The 17,883-nt window shown below is 71.8% G+C and carries 15 protein-coding genes; 9 read left to right on the top strand and 6 right to left on the bottom strand.

Going from position 1 to position 17,883, the window contains the following annotated elements; genetic code table 11:
- Nucleotides 1–79: 79 nt before the first annotated feature.
- Together ACQHII_RS11300 and ACQHII_RS11295 are read right to left on the bottom strand one after the other, a co-directional pair.
- Nucleotides 80–1,111, bottom strand: a complete 1,032-nt coding sequence (locus ACQHII_RS11300; RefSeq protein ID WP_019071112.1) for a DUF2637 domain-containing protein — start codon at nucleotides 1,109–1,111, stop codon at nucleotides 80–82.
- A 302-nt stretch (nucleotides 1,112–1,413) separates the two neighbouring features.
- On the bottom strand, nucleotides 1,414–2,262 hold the full coding sequence (locus tag ACQHII_RS11295; protein ID WP_427919170.1) for a (2Fe-2S)-binding protein: 849 nt from the start codon (nucleotides 2,260–2,262) through the stop codon (nucleotides 1,414–1,416).
- A 157-nt stretch (nucleotides 2,263–2,419) separates the two neighbouring features.
- Here ACQHII_RS11295 and ACQHII_RS11290 point away from each other — a divergent pair, with 157 nt between their 5' ends.
- Together ACQHII_RS11290 and ACQHII_RS11285 are read left to right on the top strand one after the other, a co-directional pair.
- On the top strand, nucleotides 2,420–3,232 hold the full coding sequence (locus tag ACQHII_RS11290) for a GntR family transcriptional regulator (protein ID WP_427919169.1): 813 nt from the start codon (nucleotides 2,420–2,422) through the stop codon (nucleotides 3,230–3,232).
- 145 nt (nucleotides 3,233–3,377) lie between these two features.
- Nucleotides 3,378–3,647 carry a hypothetical protein gene (locus ACQHII_RS11285; RefSeq protein WP_427919168.1) on the top strand — a complete coding sequence of 90 codons (270 nt, stop codon included), beginning with the start codon at nucleotides 3,378–3,380 and terminating at the stop codon, nucleotides 3,645–3,647.
- A 70-nt stretch (nucleotides 3,648–3,717) separates the two neighbouring features.
- Here ACQHII_RS11285 and ACQHII_RS11280 read toward each other — a convergent pair whose 3' ends face one another.
- Both ACQHII_RS11280 and ACQHII_RS11275 read right to left on the bottom strand, forming a co-directional pair.
- The gene (locus tag ACQHII_RS11280) at nucleotides 3,718–4,500 is read right to left on the bottom strand and encodes a hypothetical protein (RefSeq protein WP_201050999.1); all 783 of its coding nucleotides are present in this window, start codon (nucleotides 4,498–4,500) and stop codon (nucleotides 3,718–3,720) included.
- A gap of 128 nt (nucleotides 4,501–4,628) precedes the next feature.
- Entirely contained in the window at nucleotides 4,629–6,302 is a 1,674-nt protein-coding gene (locus ACQHII_RS11275) for a PucR family transcriptional regulator (protein ID WP_427919167.1), read from the bottom strand.
- A gap of 311 nt (nucleotides 6,303–6,613) precedes the next feature.
- Between ACQHII_RS11275 and ACQHII_RS11270 the strand changes: the two genes are divergently transcribed.
- From ACQHII_RS11270 to ACQHII_RS11250, 5 genes are all read left to right on the top strand, one after another.
- Nucleotides 6,614–7,504, top strand: coding sequence for an FAD binding domain-containing protein (locus tag ACQHII_RS11270; RefSeq protein ID WP_427919166.1), 891 nt, complete (start codon nucleotides 6,614–6,616; stop codon nucleotides 7,502–7,504).
- A complete protein-coding gene (locus ACQHII_RS11265; protein ID WP_427919165.1) occupies nucleotides 7,504–8,076 on the top strand; it encodes a (2Fe-2S)-binding protein in 573 nt (190 codons plus the stop codon). Before ACQHII_RS11270 ends, ACQHII_RS11265 begins: the two co-directional genes overlap by 1 nt.
- A gap of 1 nt (nucleotide 8,077) precedes the next feature.
- The gene (locus ACQHII_RS11260) at nucleotides 8,078–10,474 is read left to right on the top strand and encodes a xanthine dehydrogenase family protein molybdopterin-binding subunit (RefSeq protein ID WP_427919164.1); all 2,397 of its coding nucleotides are present in this window, start codon (nucleotides 8,078–8,080) and stop codon (nucleotides 10,472–10,474) included.
- A gap of 113 nt (nucleotides 10,475–10,587) precedes the next feature.
- Nucleotides 10,588–12,048, top strand: a complete 1,461-nt coding sequence (locus tag ACQHII_RS11255; protein ID WP_427919163.1) for an NCS2 family permease — start codon at nucleotides 10,588–10,590, stop codon at nucleotides 12,046–12,048.
- 46 nt (nucleotides 12,049–12,094) lie between these two features.
- Nucleotides 12,095–13,246: an XdhC family protein gene (locus ACQHII_RS11250; RefSeq protein WP_427919162.1), complete on the top strand. Its 1,152-nt coding sequence runs from the start codon at nucleotides 12,095–12,097 to the stop codon at nucleotides 13,244–13,246.
- A gap of 10 nt (nucleotides 13,247–13,256) precedes the next feature.
- Here ACQHII_RS11250 and ACQHII_RS11245 read toward each other — a convergent pair whose 3' ends face one another.
- A complete protein-coding gene (locus tag ACQHII_RS11245) occupies nucleotides 13,257–15,425 on the bottom strand; it encodes a protein kinase domain-containing protein (protein ID WP_427919161.1) in 2,169 nt (722 codons plus the stop codon).
- A gap of 158 nt (nucleotides 15,426–15,583) precedes the next feature.
- Here ACQHII_RS11245 and ACQHII_RS11240 point away from each other — a divergent pair, with 158 nt between their 5' ends.
- Nucleotides 15,584–16,225: a LysE family translocator gene (locus ACQHII_RS11240; protein WP_427919160.1), complete on the top strand. Its 642-nt coding sequence runs from the start codon at nucleotides 15,584–15,586 to the stop codon at nucleotides 16,223–16,225.
- 38 nt (nucleotides 16,226–16,263) lie between these two features.
- Here the strand turns inward: ACQHII_RS11240 and ACQHII_RS11235 are convergent, their stop codons facing one another.
- Entirely contained in the window at nucleotides 16,264–16,704 is a 441-nt protein-coding gene (locus tag ACQHII_RS11235; RefSeq protein ID WP_427919159.1) for an SRPBCC family protein, read from the bottom strand.
- 114 nt (nucleotides 16,705–16,818) lie between these two features.
- On the opposite strand from ACQHII_RS11235, the gene ACQHII_RS11230 reads away from it, so the two are divergent.
- Nucleotides 16,819–17,832: a DUF2278 family protein gene (locus ACQHII_RS11230; protein ID WP_427919158.1), complete on the top strand. Its 1,014-nt coding sequence runs from the start codon at nucleotides 16,819–16,821 to the stop codon at nucleotides 17,830–17,832.
- Nucleotides 17,833–17,883: the final 51 nt, after the last annotated feature.

The following is a 17,883-nucleotide window of genomic DNA, read 5'->3' as shown; positions in this document are numbered from 1 at the left end:
AACGGGACGGGGGCGGCGTCCAGTTGGACTCCGCCCCCGTCCCGATGTCGCCCGGTCCCGGACCTCGTGGTCCCGGATCTCAGCCGAACTGCTGCTCCAGGTCCTTGAGCTTGCGCTCCAGGGAGTCGAGCCGCGGCAGGGCCATGGTGTCGTCCTCCGCGGTGAGGTCGACGGTTATCGGGTCAGATGCCCCGCGGACTGGCTGGAGTGAGGGACGCGTGCGAACTGGCAGCGGTTCTCCGGTCGATAGAGCAGGCTCCGCGGAAGGCTGGGCGGAGCCGCGCTCCAGGGCCTGCGGTTCCGGCGACCGGCGGCCGATGAGGCCGCGCTGGCCCCGGCTTATGGCCTTGAGCTGGGCCCGCTCGATCCGCTGCTGGTCGCGGCGGCGCAGTCGGGTCTCTTCCTTCTTCGCCTTGTCCTCGCGCACCTCGTCGACCGCCTCGTCCAGGCTGCGCACGTTCTCCAGGAGCATCAGCGACCAGGCGCTGTAGGTCTCACGGGGGGCCCGCAGCCAGCGGACGATACGGATCTGGGGCAGCGGACGCGGCACGAGACCCTGCTCGCGCAGCGCGGCACGACGGGTCTGCTTCAGCGCGCGGTCGAACAGGACCGCGGCCGACAGCGACATGCCGGAGAAGAACTGCGGAGCGCCCGCGTGGTCGACACCCCTGGGCGCGTGCACCCAGTTGAACCAGGCGGCCGCGGCCGCGAACGTCCACACGAGTATGCGGGAGCCGAGGGCCGCGTCGCCGTGGCTGGCCTCGCGGACCGCGAGGACGGAGCAGAACATGGCCGCGCCGTCGAGGCCGAACGGGACCAGGTACTCCCAGCCGTCGGTGAGGCCGAGGTTCTCCTGGCCGAAGCCGACCAGTCCGTGGAAGGAGAGTGCCGCGGCGACCGCCGCACAGCAGAACAGAAGGACGTAGGAGGCGATGCCGTATATGGCTTCCTTGCGCCTGCGGCGCTCCTCCGTGCGCTCCCACGAGTCGTCTTTCGCGTGCTCCCCGCCGGACCGCTTGCTCCGCGCGAGCACCGCAACCGCCGCCAGCATGCCCAGGAGCAGTACGGCGCCGGGAAGCAGCCAGTTAAGCGATATGTCGGTCAGTCTCATCTGGGGTCCCTTGCATTGGGATAGGGCGTAACGCCCGCCATAGTGGCCCAATCCCAACGGCCCTCAGGCGTTTTCGGGGCAAGAGGCCGCCAAGGAGGTGCAAGGGGATGCCCAGGGCGGCTTTCTGCTCGAACTGCCGCTTGAGGGGCGGGAGTTGAGTTCGAATAAGACTACCCGTACGGGTGGTTCCACGGAAAGTTCCTGCGACAAGTGAGGAAGTTGTGAAGCACCTGTAACCGGGCGGGCGTCTCGTTCGCGGTGATCCTAGCGGGCCCGGAAACGGGCCCCGCACTGAGGGTCCCTCAACTCGCGGCGGCGGCCAGCAGTTTGGTGACCCGCTCCGCCTCGCAGGTGCGCGGACAGGTCGGGCAGGCATCCAGCGCGTCCAGCGTGTAGTACATGCAGCAGCTCGCCCGGTCCCGGGTGGGCAGCACCTCGCCGTTCGGCCCGGTGACCTCGCGGAACGCTGCGGACCCGACGTACGGCTTGGTCGCGCCCGGCAGCAGGCGCTCCAACTCCCGCACCGCGCGCGGCTGTTCGCCGAAGAGATCGGCGACGTACCAGATCCCCTCCACGATCTCGTCGGTCGCCATGCCCCACAGCGCGCGGCCCCGCCGCCGCATCCGCGGGCCGAAGCCGGCCAGCAGGGGCTCCATGTGCTCGGCGACCGCGGCCCGCACCTCCGCCCGCAGCGCCTCCTCGTCCGCGACCACCCGCGCACCGGGCAGCGCCGCCGCCGGGTCGCCGGGCAGACAGGCGAACGAACCGGTGCGCACGACCAGGTGACCCATGTCGAGGCCCTCGGCGGTGCGGTCGTATGTGACGTGGTTCACGGGGAGACGGGGGACCCGGCGGTGCAGGAACCAGGGCACGGTGAACAGGAGGCAGACCGGCCAGGCGTAGCGGTGCAAACCGAAGGTGGCTATCACGTCCGGACGGCCCGGCCGGCCGTGGTCGCGCAGGACCTGCGCGTCGTCCCAGGCCAGGAACGCCTCCAGGCCCGCGCCGCCCTCGGCGAGCGCGGCGGCCGACGCCCAGCCGCCACCGGTCGGGAGCGGTTGTTCCAGGGGGAGTTCGGTGATCGCGAGCCCGGGGACGACCTCGGTGAGGCGGGCGTACGCGTCCGCTGTGGCCGAAGAGGGCAGGGGCATGCCGGGACCACCGATTCGCCGTTGGTTTAGAGGTAAGGCTTACCTTACCCAACAGGTATGGGATTTGAACTAGTCCGATCTGCGCCTAAGGTGCTTGACGGGCGAGTAACAAGCAGCCGTAATGACCCCAAGTACCGACACGTCCGGAGGAGGACCCGTGAAGCAGGGCGCGCAGGGCTCCGCCGGGACCGGCATACCGGAATCGCGTACCCGAGGAACCCGGGTGCCGCCCCAGCCGCGCGCCGCCGACGTGGACCGCGACCGGGGCCGGGACCTCGCGGACGGCGCGGATGCCGTGCGCGGCGAGCACACGCACAGCGAGACGCCGTTCCCGCGTCCCCGGCAGGCACTCCAGCGGCCCTCCGTGCGCGGACAGATCCTCGACGCCCTGCGCGCCGCGCTCGTCGGCGGCGACCTCACTCCCGGCGAGGTCTACTCCGCGCCCGCGCTCGGCGACCGGTTCGGCGTCTCCGCCACGCCCGTGCGCGAGGCCATGCAGCAACTCGCCACCGAGGGCGCCGTCGAGGTCGTACCGAACCGGGGTTTCCGCGTCGTCGAGCGGGGCGCCCGCGAACTCGCCGAGCTGGCCGAGATCCGCGCCCTGATCGAGGTCCCCGTGATGCTGCGGCTGGCCCGGACGGTGCCCACCGCCCGCTGGGCCGACCTGCGCCCGCTGGCCGAGGGGACCGTGCGCGCCGCGTCCTCCGGATGCCGGGCGACCTACGCCGAGTCCGACCGGGCCTTCCACCGTGCGGTCCTCGCCCTCTCCGGCAACGAACAGCTCGTCCACCTCGCCGAGGACCTGCACCGCCGCACCCAGTGGCCGCCGGCCGTCGGTCCGTCCACGCGCGGACGGGCCGACCTGATGGCCGACGCGGCCGAACACCTCGCGCTGGTCGAGGCGTTGGGCGCGGGGGAGTGGGACGTGGCGCAGTCACTGGTGCGGGAGCACTTCGCGGGCGCCGAGTGACACCGAACAGCCGAGTGACACCGAATATGTGACTCCGGTCACGAGCGGGTCCGGGTCCGGCGACCGTGGGCCCCGACGGGAACCCGCCGACCGGTGGTGACGTGCCCCACGGAAAGGGATGTCCGTTCCGTGGGGGAGAGCGCCGATGTTTCCGGATCCCGGCCAGCAGGCCGCACAGCAGGCCGCACGGCGAGGTGCCGAACAGTCCGCACGCCGGGCGGCGGAGGACGGGATGCGGGCCGCGCAGGCGGGCGCCCGGCGCGGCCAATCCCGTTCCGGTGGCGGCCTGTTGAGCTTCCTCCTGCTCGTCGCCGTCGTGGTGCTGGTCGCGCGCGACCCCGAACTCCGGGCGTCCGTCCTGCACTTCGTCCACCACGTCGTGAACGTCGTCCAGAACCGGGCCGACGGCAACTGACCTACGCCGTGGCCGCGCCCGCCGCCCCCGGCGCTGTCACCTGCGCCGCCCCGGCCCCGGGTACAGTCACCTACGCCGTGGCCGCCCCCGGCGCGGGCACCGCCAACTGCCGTGCCAGCCAGGTCGGTACACCGCCGAGCAGCCGGAACAGCCGCCGTGCCTCCTCGCGCAGCCGGGACGCCTCCGGCTCGACCTCCGCGTCCGCGAGCGACGCGAGGGCCGGGGCCGTACCGACGAGGTAGCCCAACTCCTCCCGGATCCGCAGGGATTCGGCGAAGCCGTGCCGGGCCTCCGCCAACTCCCCGTCCCGCAGGGCGAGTCCGGCCAGGTGGCGCCAGGTGAACGACAGCAGCAGCGGGTCGGCGTGGTCGGCGGCGCCCGCGTGGGCCCGTCGGTACGCGGCCCGCGCGGCCTGCGGCGAACGCGCCAGGTTCTCCGCGAGCAGCCCCCGCCGGAAGTCCAGCAGCGCCCGCCCACCGCCGCCCGGCGGGATCAGCGCCGCCGCCCGCCCGAGCGCGGCCCGCGCCTCGTCGGCCCGGTCGCGGACCCCGTGCAGCGTGGCCGCGTAGGCGAGGTACCCGCGCTCACAGGCTGCCGCGCCCCGCTCGTCGTCGCTGTGGGCCAGCGCCTCGGCCGTGCGCAGCGCGTCGTCGGCCTCTTCCCAGCCCTGCTCGGTGTAGAGGCACCGCTCCACGAACAGGGCGGTCCGCTGGAGGGCCGTCGCCGCGGTGTCGGGCCGCAGCAGCGCCGCCGCGTCGACCCAGCAGGCCCGCGAGCGCAGCCGCCACACCGCGGTCTGGAGGGGATCGTCACCTTCGGTCGTTCCGTATCCAGACATGGCGGAATGCGCCACGTTGCCCTCCCCGAGCACACCATTGAGCTGTTGAGTGGTGGCCGCATCTCAGCACGAATCCCGGCGCCCGGCCAAGGGGGTGGGTGAAAGAATTCACAAAGTCGTGGGATCGGATCCGGCTCCCCGGGTCAGCTCATCCGCAGTGCCAGGAAGAAATCCAGCTTGTCCTCGAGGCGCGAGAGGTCCCGACTCGTCAACTGCTCGATCCTGCCGACCCGGTAGCGCAGCGTGTTGACGTGCAGGTGCAGCCGGGTCGCGCAGCGCGTCCAGGAGCCGTCGCACTCCAGGAACGCCTCCAGGGTCGGAATCAGCTCCGCGCGGTGCCTGCGGTCGTAGTCGCGCAGCGGGTCGAGGAGCCGTGCGGTGAACGCGCGCCGCACGTCGTCCGGCACGAAGGGGAGGAGCAGCACGTGCGAGGCCAGTTCCTGGTGGCCCGCCGCACACACCCGCCCGGGCCGCGCCGCTGCCACCCGCCGCGCGTGCCGCGCCTCCTCCAGCGCCCCGCGCAGCCCCTCCGCCGAGTGCACGGCCGCGCTCACCCCGAGCGTCACCCGCCCGTCGTCGTCGAGCCCGGCCGACAGCGGATCCCGTACGGCGGCCAGGAGCACGTCCGCGTGGAGCCCGGACTCGGAGCCGTCGTGCTCCGTCGACACGGCGGGCAGCGGTACGAGCGCGATCGCCTCGTCGCCCGTGTGGGCCACGGCGATCCGGTCGGAGGGCTCGGGACCCGTGGTCAGCGGGTCGACGAGGATCTCCTCCAGGAGTGATTGCGCGACCGGGCCCGCCTCGATGTCGCCGCCCTCCCACTCGACCCGGGCCACCACCACCTGCCAGTGCGGGGCCGCGCCCAGACCGGGCAGCAGGACGGGCGCGGCGACGCGCAGCCGTGCGGCGATCTCGGCCGGCGCGGCACCCGTCTGGACCAGCTCCAGGACCTCCTGTGCGAGCCGTCTGCGGACCGTGCGCGCCGCGTCCCGCCGGTCCCGCTCGACCGCGATCAGCTGCGTGACGCCCTGCAACAGGTCCAGCCGCTCGTCCGGCCAGTCCCCGGCGTCAGCCTCGACGGCCAGCAGCCAGTCCGACAGCACCGTCTCGCGCACGTCCCGCGAGCCCTGCGGGGACCGCCCGCTGCTGCGGATCGGGAAGAGCGAGTACGTCGACGCGCCGAGCGCCAGCCGGTGCGGTCCCCGGCGGCCCGTGCGGGCGGCGGCCAGGTGCTCGGCGGCCAGCTTGGCGCACACGTCCACGGGCAGCGCGGCGCCCGCCACCTTCGAGCCCGCGATCAGCCGCCCGGTCGGCGACAGCACCCACGCCCGCAGATCGAGGTCGGAGCCGAGCAGGTCCAGGACCACGTCCGGGCCGCCGCCCGCCGGACCCGAGGTCATCATCCGGCGGTGCCGGTCCACCACCGCCGCCAGATCACCGGCCCGCTCACCCGACACCTGCCGTACGACATGTTCGGTGATCGTCGCGAACGCCACCGACTCGTTGACCGCGAACAGCGGCAGCCGGTGCTTGGCGCAGGCGGTCACGAGGTCGTCCGGGACGGGCCCCAGCTCGGCCTCGCCGGCGGCCAGCGCGGCCACCCCGGCGGACACCAGGAGCCGTACGAACGGCTCGGAGTCGGCGGGGTTGCGGCGCCAGGCCAGACCGGTCAGGACCAGCTCGCCGCCGGAGAGGTAGCGGCTGGGGTCGCGCAGGTCGGTGGTCATCACCCCGCGTACCGTGCGGTCCAGCTCGTCCGCCCCGCCGAGCAGCCGCAGCCCCAGCGCATCGGTGTCCAGAAGTGCGCGCAGCCGCATCGCCGTCGCCGCCGTTCTTTGTCTAGAAAACTACGATGAACCAAGAGGTTCTGTGGGTGCGGGGCCGTGCGGGGCTGTTTCCCACGTTTCCACAGGGAATCGGAGGGGTTACTGATGACCTCCGTTCATACGAATCTACAAGATGCCCGCGCTGGCCAGCCAACTCCTTCATGGTTTCCGTGACTGACCCCGGGGAGCACGGCCCTGTGTACTGACCTCACGCTGCATTAACAGCGCATGAACGAGCCGGGCCCGCCGCACACGAACTGGCTTGATCCGTACGACCCACGAGACGAAGAAGAGAGCCGGTCATGGACTTCCTTCGCCCCGCAAGCTGGGAGGAGGCGCTCGCCGCGAAGGCAGAGCACCCCACCGCAGTACCGATCGCGGGCGGCACCGATGTGATGGTCGAGATCAACTTCGACCACCGCCGGCCCGAGTACCTGCTCGACCTGAACCGCATCGGTGATCTCTACGAGTGGGAGGTCGGCGCCGACAGCGTGCGGCTCGGGGCCTCGGTCCCGTACACCCGGATCATGGAGCACCTGCGCGCCGAGCTGCCGGGCCTCTCCCTCGCCTCGCACACGGTCGCCTCCCCGCAGATCCGCAACCGCGGCGGCGTCGGCGGCAACCTCGGCACCGCCTCCCCGGCCGGCGACGCGCACCCCGCGCTCCTCGCGGCCGGCGCCGAGGTCGAGGCCGAGTCGGTACGAGGCACCCGGCTCATCCCGATCGACGAGTTCTACACCGGCGTGAAGCGCAACGCGCTCGCGCCCGACGAGCTGATCCGCGCCGTCCACATCAAGAAGGCGGACGGCCCGCAGCAGTACTCGAAGGTCGGGACCCGGAACGCCATGGTGATCGCCGTGTGCGCCTTCGGTCTGGCGCTGCACCCGGACACCCGGACGGTCCGCACCGGCATCGGATCGGCCGCGCCGACCCCCGTACGGGCGAAGGCGGCCGAGGAATTCCTGAACGCGGCGCTCGAAGAGGGCGGCTTCTGGGACAACGGCCGGATCATCACCCCGTCGGTCGCCAGGCAGTTCGCGGACCTGTGCTCCGCGGCCTGCAACCCGATCGACGACGTCCGGGGCACCGCGAGCTACCGCCGCCACGCGGTCGGCGTCATGGCCCGCCGCACCCTGACCTGGACCTGGGAGTCGTACCGCGGCACCGCCGCTCACACGGAGGGAGTCGCGTAATGCGCGTCAATTTCACGGTCAACGGCCGCCCGCAGGAAGCGGACGACGTGTGGGAGGGCGAGTCCCTGCTGTACGTCCTGCGCGAGCGGATGGGCCTGCCGGGCTCGAAGAACGCGTGCGAGCAGGGTGAGTGCGGTTCCTGCACGGTCCGGCTGGACGGAGTTCCGGTGTGTTCGTGTCTGGTCGCCGCCGGGCAGGTCGAGGGCCGCGAGGTCGTCACCGTCGAGGGGCTCGCGGACTACGCCGCGCAGCGCTCCTGCGGAACGGGCGCCTGCGGTACGTCACTTGACGAGGCCAAGGACTGGAAGGCGAAACCGCTCGACTCCCAGACCGGCGAGGGCACCGAACTCGCCCCCATCCAGCAGGCGTTCATCGACGCCGGCGCCGTCCAGTGCGGCTTCTGCACCCCCGGTCTCCTCGTCGCCGCCGACGAGATGCTGGAGCGCAACCCGAACCCGACCGACGCGGACATCCGCGAGGCGCTCTCGGGCAACCTGTGCCGCTGCACCGGCTACGAGAAGATCATGGACGCGGTCCGCCTGGCGGCCGCCCGGCAGGGAGAGGCGGTCTGACATGCCCGTAAAAGGCACCCCCATCGGCACTCCCGCCAAGGTCACCCAGGGTTCGAAGACCAAGGGCGGCATCGGCGAGTCCACGCTCCGCCCGGACGGCACCCTCAAGGTCACCGGCGAGTTCGCGTACTCCTCCGACATGTGGCACGAGGACATGCTCTGGGGCCAGATCCTGCGCTCCACGGTCGCCCACGCCGAGATCGTCTCCATCGACACGGTCGAGGCGCTCAAGACCCCGGGCGTCTACGCCGTCATGACCTACGACGACCTCCCGACCGACGTGAAGAACTACGGCCTGGAGATCCAGGACACCCCGGTCCTCGCGCACGGCAAGGTCCGCCACCACGGTGAGCCGGTCGCGATCGTCGCCGCCGACCACCCGGAGACCGCCCGCCGCGCAGCCGCGAAGATCAAGGTCGAGTACCGCGAACTCCCGGTCATCACCGACGAGTTGTCCGCGACCGCGCCGGACGCGGTCCTCGTCCACGAGAACCGCGACGACCACCACATCGGCCATGTCCCGCACCCGAACATCGTGCACCGCCAGCCGATCGTCCGCGGAGACGTCGAATCCGCCCGGGAGCGCGCCGACTTCATCGTCGAGGGCGAGTACACCTTCGGCATGCAGGACCAGGCGTTCCTCGGTCCCGAGTCCGGTCTCGCCGTACCCGCCGAGGACGGCGGCGTCGACCTCTACATCGCCACCCAGTGGCTCCACTCCGACCTGCGCCAGATCGCGCCCGTCCTCGGTCTGCCCGAGGACAAGGTCCGCATGACGCTGTCCGGCGTCGGCGGCGCGTTCGGCGGCCGCGAGGATCTGTCGATGCAGATCCACGCCTGCCTCCTGGCCCTGCGCACCGGCAAACCCGTGAAGATCGTCTACAACCGCTTCGAGTCCTTCTTCGGCCACGTCCACCGCCACCCCGCCAAGCTCCACTACGAGCACGGCGCGACGAAGGACGGCAGGCTCACCCACCTCAAGGCCCGCATCGTCCTGGACGGCGGCGCCTACGCGTCCGCGTCCCCGGCGGTCGTAGGAAACGCCTCCTCGCTCGGCGCCGGCCCCTACGTCGTCGACAACGTCGACATCGAGGCCATCGCGCTCTACACCAACAACCCGCCCTGCGGCGCGATGCGCGGCTTCGGCGCGGTCCAGGCGTGTTTCGCCTACGAGGCCCAGATGGACAAGCTCGCCGACAAGGTGGGCATGGACCGGGTCGCGTTCCGTCAGCTCAACGCGATGGAACAGGGGACGGTGATGCCGACCGGGCAGGTCGTCGACTCGCCCGCGCCGGTCGCCGAACTCCTGCGCCGCGTCAAGGCGATGCCCATGCCGCCCGAGCAGCAGTGGCTCGCCGCCGGAGAGGCCGCCGACGTACGGCAGTTGCCCGGCGGTCTGTCCAACACCACCCACGGCGAAGGCGTCGTACGAGGCGTCGGCTACGCGGTCGGCATCAAGAACGTCGGTTTCTCCGAGGGCTTCGACGACTACTCGACGGCCAAGGTCCGGCTGGAAGTCGTCGGCGGTGAGCCCGTCGCCGTCGTGCACACCGCGATGGCGGAGGTCGGCCAGGGCGGGGTCACCGTCCACGCGCAGATCGCCCGCACCGAGCTGGGCGTCACCCAGGTGACCATCAACCCGGCGGACACACAGGTGGGTTCGGCGGGTTCGACCTCCGCCTCCCGGCAGACGTACGTCACCGGCGGCGCCGTGAAGAACTCCTGCGAGCTGGTCCGCGAGAAGGTCCTGGAGATGGGCCGCCGCAAGCTCGGCACCTACCACCCCGCCTGGGCCACCGCCGAACTCCTCCTGGAGGGCGGCAAGGTCGTCACCGACGCGGGCGAGGTCCTCGCCGATCTCGTCGACGTACTCGAAGGCGAGGCCGTCGAGATCGAGGCCGAGTGGCGCCACCGGCCCACCGAGCCCTTCGACCTGCGCACCGGACAGGGCTTCGGGCACGTCCAGTACACCTTCGCCGCGCACCGCGCCGTCGTCGAGGTCGACACCGAACTCGGCCTGGTGAAGGTCATCGAGCTGGCCTGCGCGCAGGACGTCGGCAAGGCGCTCAACCCGCTGTCCGTGATCGGCCAGATCCAGGGCGGTACGACCCAGGGTCTCGGCATCGCGGTCATGGAGGAGATCATCGTCGACCCCAAGACCGCCAAGGTCAGGAACCCGTCCTTCACGGACTACCTGATCCCCACCATCCTCGACACGCCGACCATTCCGGTCGATGTGCTCGAACTCGCCGACGAGCACGCCCCGTACGGGCTGCGCGGCATCGGCGAGGCACCCACCCTGTCGTCGACTCCCGCCGTGCTAGCGGCGATTCGGAACGCGACCGGGCTGGAACTGAACAGGACACCGGTACGCCCGGAGCACCTCACCGGTAAGTGACCCTCCGGGTCCCCTTGTTCGTCTCGGGCCGTCCCCCGGGTCGTCCATCCCAAATCCCGCGCACCGCCGAAGGCGGATGGCGGGTGCCCCTGTGAACCTTGGGAGATGGCCCCATGACCCAGCAGTCAGTGGAACCCAGGACCGCCGCCGAAGACGCGGGTGAAGGAACCCGCGTCCCGGCCGGCCGGTCCTGGCTCGACCGTTACTTCCACATCTCGAAACGGGGATCGACCGTCGCGCGCGAGGTGCGCGGCGGAGTCACCACCTTCATGGCGATGGCGTACATCCTGCTGCTCAACCCCCTGATCCTGTCCGGCAAGGACGTGGCGGGGGACACGCTCGGCCAGAAGGGCCTGATCACCGCGACCGCGTTCGCGGCGGCCCTCACCACGCTCCTGATGGGCTTCGTCGGCAAGGTGCCGCTGGCCCTCGCCGCCGGACTCTCCGTCTCCGGAGTGCTCTCCTCGCAGGTCGCCCCGCAGATGACCTGGCCGCAGGCGATGGGCATGTGCGTGGTCTACGGCGTGGTCATCATGCTGCTCGTCGTCACGGGCCTGCGCGAGATGATCATGAACTCGATCCCGCTCGCGCTGAAACACGGCATCACGATGGGCATCGGGCTGTTCATCGCCCTCATCGGCTTCTACAAGTCGGGCTTCGTGCACCAGGGCAGGGCGACCCCGGTCACCCTCGGCCCCGCGGGCGAACTCGCGGGCTGGCCCGTCCTGTTGTTCGCCGGCACCCTGCTCCTCATCTTCATGCTCCAGGCCCGCAACCTGCCCGGCGCCATCCTCATCGGCATCATCACCGGCACGGTCGTCGCCGCGGTCCTCAACGCGGCCGGTGTCATCGACCCCAAGCAGTGGGCGAGCGGCTCCGCCCCCGAACTGCACGGCAGCGCGGTCTCGATGCCCGACTTCTCGCTCTTCGGCCATGTGGAGTTCGGCGGTTGGGGCAAGGTCGGCGCGATGACGGTCGGCATGATCGTGTTCACACTGGTCCTGGCCGGCTTCTTCGACGCGATGGCCACCATCATCGGCGTCGGCACGGAAGCGAAACTCGCCGACGACAAGGGCCGGATGCCGGGCCTGTCCAAGGCCCTGTTCATCGACGGCGCCGGCGGCGCGATCGGCGGTGTCGCGGGCGGCTCCGGCCAGACGGTCTTCATCGAGTCGGCGACGGGGGTCGGAGAGGGGGCGCGCACGGGACTCGCCTCGGTCGTCACCGGCCTGTTCTTCGCGGCCTGCCTCTTCTTCACCCCGCTCACCGCGATCGTCCCGCAGGAGGTCGCGTCCGCCGCCCTGGTCGTCATCGGCTCGATGATGCTGATGAACGCCCGGCACGTGGACTGGGCCGATCGCGCCACCGCAATTCCCGTGTTCCTGACGGTGGTTGTGATGCCGTTCACGTACAGCATCACGGCGGGTGTCTCCGCGGGAGTCATCTCGTACGTCGCCATCAAGACCGCCCAGGGCAAGGCGCGCGAGATCGGCGCCTTCATGTGGGGCCTGACCGTCATCTTCCTGGTGTACTTCGCCCTCCACCCGATCGAGGGCTGGCTCGGCGTCCACTGACCGGCGCCCCAACTCCCTTTCCCCGCAACCTCGTTAGGAGACCGAGATGCTGGACATCGCCGAAGAGCTGCACCGGTGGGTCGAGCAGGGCCGCGACTTCGCCGTAGCCACCGTGGTGGCCGTCGGCGGCAGCGCACCCCGCCAGCCGGGCGCCGCCCTCGCGGTGGACACCGACGGCACGGCCATCGGCTCGGTCTCCGGGGGCTGCGTGGAAGGCGCGGTCTACGACCTGTGCCAACAGGCGCTCACCGACGGCGAAACCGTCCTGGAGCGCTTCGGCTACAGCGACGAGGACGCCTTCGCCGTGGGCCTCACCTGCGGCGGAGTCATCGACATCCTCGTCACACCGGTACGGGCCGGCGACCCCGCCCGCCCGGTGATCACCGCCGCCCTCAGGGCCGCGACGAGCGGTGGGGCGGCGGCCCTGGCCCGGATCGTCTCGGGCCCGACCCACCTGCGGGGCCGCGCACTTGTCGTCCACCCCGACGGCTCCTACGACGGCGGCTTCGGCGCCCATCCCGAACTGGACCGTACGGTCGCCGCCGAGGCCGCCGCCCAGCTGGACGCCGGCCGCACCGGCACCGTCGAGATCGGCGAGCAGGGCTCCCGCTGCGGGGCCCCGCTCACCGTCCTGGTCGAGTCCTCGGTGCCGCCGCCCCGGATGATCGTGTTCGGCGCGATCGACTTCGCCTCCGCGCTGGTCCGCATCGGCAAGTTCCTCGGCTACCGGGTGACGGTGTGCGACGCCCGCCCCGTCTTCGCCACCAGGGCCCGCTTCCCCGGGGCCGACGAGATCGTCGTCGAGTGGCCCCACCAGTACCTGGAGCGCACGGACACCGACGCCCGTACCGTCCTGTGCGTCCTCACCCACGACGCCAAGTTCGACGTACCGCTGCTCCAACTCGCCCTGCGCCTCCCGGTGGCGTACGTCGGCGCGATGGGCTCACGCCGCACCCACCTCGACCGCAACGAGCGACTGCGCGAAGTCGGCGTCACCGAACTGGAGTTGGCGCGCCTGAGGTCCCCGATCGGCCTCGACCTAGGGGCCCGGACACCGGAGGAGACGGCCCTGTCGATCGCCTCCGAGATCGTCGCCAACAGACGTGGCGGCAGCGGGATCTCACTCACCGGCGCGCACACCCCGATCCACCACGACGCGACCTCGCTGCCCGCCCGGCGGATCGGTTCCGTGGCCTGAACTCCCGCTGTCAGCGCGGCAGAACGGGCCGGTCCGTCCGCACGGAGAAAGCCGTGTCGCCCGCCACCGCCACCAGGGTGTCCTTGACGAGCAGGGCGTACGGCTCGGTGTCGTCCGTGGAGTCACCGGGGTTCTGGAGCGCCGAAGTGCGCCAGCGGACCGTGCCGGTACGCGCGTTCAGGGCCAGCAGCCGGCCGAACCGGTTGGCGAAGTAGAGAGTGTTGGACTTCGTCGACAGCACCGGCGCCGACAGGTTCTCGATCTCTGTCGTCCGCTGCCACAGCCGCTTGCCGTCGCTCGCGCGCACGGCGGTGACCGTGCCGTTCGGGCGGACGAAGTGGATGACGCCGTCGAGGAGAGTGGGTGTGCCGCGCGCCGCGCCCGGCAGCGGGACCCGGATGCCCCCGCCGGCGGGATCCACCTCCGACAGGACGGTGTACGGCTGGTCCTCGCCGCTGCCGAAGGAACCGTCGGCCAGCTTCGGCACCGCGAACACCAGCCGCCCGCCGACCGCGCCCAACGGTTCGGCCCCTGTGGGCAGTTGGGCGATCTCCTTGGGCGTGCCGTCCACCGGGTCGAGGTGCAGCAGGGCGACGCCGCCCTTGGTGGGATCGTCCGCCGGAGTGCACAGGCCGTAGGGGGTGCCGTCCAGCACGGCCGGGGTGCAGGCGTCCCCGGCGGACGACTTCGCCGGCGCGGTCCACAGTTCGTGGCCCGTCGGGCCGTAGGCGACGAACTTCGTCGCGTTCTCGTCCATCGCCAGGATTCCGGCGCTGAACATGACGGCGTTCCGGTCCTCGCTGACCGGGTGCGCCCACAGCCGGGTGCCGGTCTTCGCGTCCAGGGCGACCAGCCGCCGCGTGACGAAGGTCTGGGTCGAGTCCGGCTTGACGTAGGTGAAGACGCGGCCGTCGCGGACGCCGACGGGGCGCGAGGTCTCGGGACTGGTGCCCGACCGCCAGGCGACCCGGCCGGAGGCGGCGTCGAGCGCGGTGACCGTGAAGCCGGTGCCGGCGCAGTAGACGAGGGCGCCGCCGCCCGTCACGCAGCCCGACTCCAGTTCGTCGAGGGGGTCGCCCGTCTTGGCCGTGAGCAGACTCGCCCGCCACGGCTGCCAGCCGGCGGGGAGCGCCACGGCGGCAGCAACGGACGGGGACGGCGAGAGCGCGTCGTAGGGACTCGGGGCGGGGTCGTTCGACGGCCAGTGCATGGTCGCGAGAGCGACCCCCGCGACGGCGGCGAGCGTGCCGAGCGCCACGAGGAGCCGCCGTCGTCGGCGCGGACGTCCGGTGCCCGGGACGGCCGTAGGGCCCTCCAGGTGGGGGCGGGGCCGGGTCGCTCGCGGGTGGTCCACCACGGTGGTGGCGCCCGCGGACTCGGGCAGCGCGAGCAACATGCCGTGCAGTTCGGCCAGTTGGGGCCGGTTGGCCGCGTCCTTGTCGAGGCAGCGTGCGGCGATGCTCCGCAGCGGCTCGGACACTCCGTCCAACCGCGGCTGCTCGTGCATGACTTGATAGCCCGTCAGATACGGACTGGCGCCGTCGAAGGGGCGGTTGCCGGTGGCCGCGTAGACGAGGAGCGAGCCGAGCGAGAAGACGTCGGAGGCGGCGGTGACGTCACGGGGCGCGGCGAACTGCTCCGGGGACATGAAGGGCGGGGTGCCGATCAGGCGCCCCGTCACGGTCAGCGTCTCGTTGTCGGCGGCGCGGGAGATGCCGAAGTCGATGACCCGGGGCCCGTCCTCGGCCATCAGCACATTGCTCGGCTTCAGATCCCGGTGGACCACGCCCGCCTGGTGGATGTCCCGCAGCGCCTCGACCAGCCCCAGCGCCAGGGCGCGCAGGGCCCGGGCGCTCAACGGGCCGTCCTTCTCGACGACTTCGGCGAGGGTGCGGCCGGGCACGTAGAGCGTCGCCATCCAGGGGACGTCGGCGTCGGGGTCGGCGTCCACGACGGGCGCCGTGAACGCGCCGCTCACCCGGCGGACGGCGGCGATCTCCTGCCGGAACCGGGCCCGGAACTCCTCGTCCAGCGCGTACTGCGCGTGCACGGCCTTGACGGCGACCTGGCGTCCCGAGGCCGACCGCCCCAGATACACCACGCCCATCCCACCGCTGCCGAGCCGGCCGACCAGCGCATAGCCGCCTATGGACTCCGCGTCCCCGGGGCGAAGCGACATGCTCCGGTCACCTTTCTGACTCCGTTGCCCGGACGGGCCGTGCAGGCCCTCACCCTAGAGCGTCCGTGACGCCCGCCGGACATCGCCGTCGCATCGCCGCCGCCGGGCGAGCGGGAAATGGGTTGCGAGCCCGGGGTGCCCCCGCCTTCCATGGGCCCATGGTGTCCACCGACCGACTGCTCGCCTTCGCGGCCCTGTCCTTCCTGCTGATCGTGGTGCCCGGCCCCAGCGTGCTGTTCGTGATCGGCCGGGCGCTGGCCCACGGCCGCCGCGCCGCGCTGACCACCGTGCTGGGCAACACGCTCGGCGCCTACCTCCTCGTCGTGGCGGTCGCCCTCGGCGTCGGCTCGCTGGTGGAACGCTCGGTGCTCGTCTTCACGACCCTCAAGCTCGCCGGCGCCGCCTACCTCGTCTACCTAGGCGTGAAGGCGTGGCGCCAACGCGGCTCGCTGCGGGCCGCGTTCACCGGCGAGGAAGCGCCCCCGCACAGCGGCCTGCGCACCCTCTGGGAGGGCTTCGCCGTCGGGGTCGCCAACCCCAAGACGATCGTGTTCTTCGCCGCCGTACTGCCCCAGTTCGTGGACCGCGAACACGGCCATGTGACGGCCCAGATGCTGCTGCTCGGCCTCGTCTTCAACCTCATCGCCGTGCTCTCCGACAGCGTGTGGGGCCTGGTCGCCGCGACCGCCCGCGACTGGTTCGCCCGCTCCCCGCGCCGCCTCTCCGCGGTCGGCGGCGCCGGCGGCCTCACGATGATCGGCCTGGGCGTGACGGTGGCGGTGACGGGCCGCAAGGACTGACGGCGTAAGGAGTGCCAGGAGCGCCCCACAGGACTCCGCTACGGCCGCCTCAGCAGCCTGTTCACCGCCCGCCCGAACATCGACCGCGCCGCCCACCGCAGCGGCCCGTCGAACAGCCGCGGCAGGAACCGCACCCGCAGCTCCTCCTGCCAGACCACGCGGCTGCGGCCCCCCGGCCCCGGCCGCACCTCGATCTCCGCCCAGCCGAGCACCACCCGCCCCCGCTTCTCCAGCCGTACGAGCCCCGGTTCGTCGTCCGCCGGCGGTCGCCACACGGTGACCTCCATGCGGTCGTCGAAGGCGAGCGGGCCGAGGCCGGAGCGGGCCACGAACACCGTGCCCTCACCGGTCGGCGGGGGAGTGACCACGGTGACCCGGGTCAGCGGGACCACCTCGCCGTGACGCGGCCACTCCGTCAACCGGCGCCACGCCTCCTCCAGGGGGAGCGGTGCCGTGCGTTCGAGACGGAAGTTGACCATGCAGGGATCGTAGAGAACGCATCACCGTCGGCGGTACTTTCGTCGGGGGGCTCACACCCTTGGCCGAGCGGTTCATAGGCACGCAGACGTACACCACAGGGGGAGTCGGTCGTCATGCCACTGAAGGCCTACGGCGTACTGATCACACGCGCGGTGGACACCCGGCGCGAGGGCGCCGCCGGAACACCGCACTACCAGATCCACCTCACGGACGACTCGGGCACGCACTACCGCGCCGCCGTCAACGTCCTGTCCCAGGAGAAGCCCTCAGAGCTGCTCTACCTCGTCGGCGAGGACTTCCAGCACCCGGTCACGGCCCGCCTGGAGGGTCTGCCGAGCGGCTGGAACACCCTGCTGCCCGGACCAGGCGGCCCGAACCTCGACTTCGTGCGCGGCAACCTCTTCGACCCGGCGCAGCTGCGCACGCTCCCGCCGGACGCGAGCGGTCCCGACAACGACCTCGCCGACCTCCTCGACCACTACGTACGGCGCGCGGTCGACGACCCGGACGCCCGGCTGTACGTCTTCGGCGAGCGCTTCGGCCCCGAACCGACCGTCAAGGACAAGGTGTTCGGGTTCCTGCCGGGCAACGGCGTCCACGACATCCACATGAACCAGGGCAACAGCCGCCGCTTCAGCGGCGACGACGGTGTCTGGCAGGACGGCGGCATCCTGATCCACTTCCCGGCGCAGTCGCGCTGGGTGGCGATCTTCCTCGCCTTCCAGAGCCAGTCCTGGCACACCGACGACACCACCGGCCACACCCTGGAGGGCACCGACGGCAACCGCAACGAGCCCGGCGGTCAGCCGGTCCGGGTCGTGGCGGCCCTGGTCAACCCCCGTGGCCCGGCACCGGAGTCGGAGAACGTCACGCTCCTCAACGCCTCGCCCGATCCCGTCGACCTGACCGGCTGGCACGTCCGGGACCGGCTGGGCAACTCCTGCGCGGTACCGGCCCCCGGCCTCCTCGCGGCCGGCGCCCCGCTCCTCGTCCCGCTCACGGCCGGCGTCCAACTCGGCAACAAGGGCGGCGAGATCACCCTCCTGGACGCGGGCGGCCTGAAGGTGCACGGCGTTTCGTACACGGCGGACCAGGCCGCGCGGGAGGGCTGGACGGTGGTGTTCTGACGCTGCGGGAAACCTTCCTGCCGTGGTGTCACGAAGCTGCCCGGACGCTCC

It is taken from the genome of Streptomyces sp. cg40 (assembly GCF_050320165.1).
Lineage (GTDB): Bacteria > Actinomycetota > Actinomycetes > Streptomycetales > Streptomycetaceae > Streptomyces > Streptomyces hokutonensis.
The sequence above is the reverse complement of the archived record's forward strand: the minus strand, read 5'-3'. Positions and strand labels throughout refer to the sequence as shown.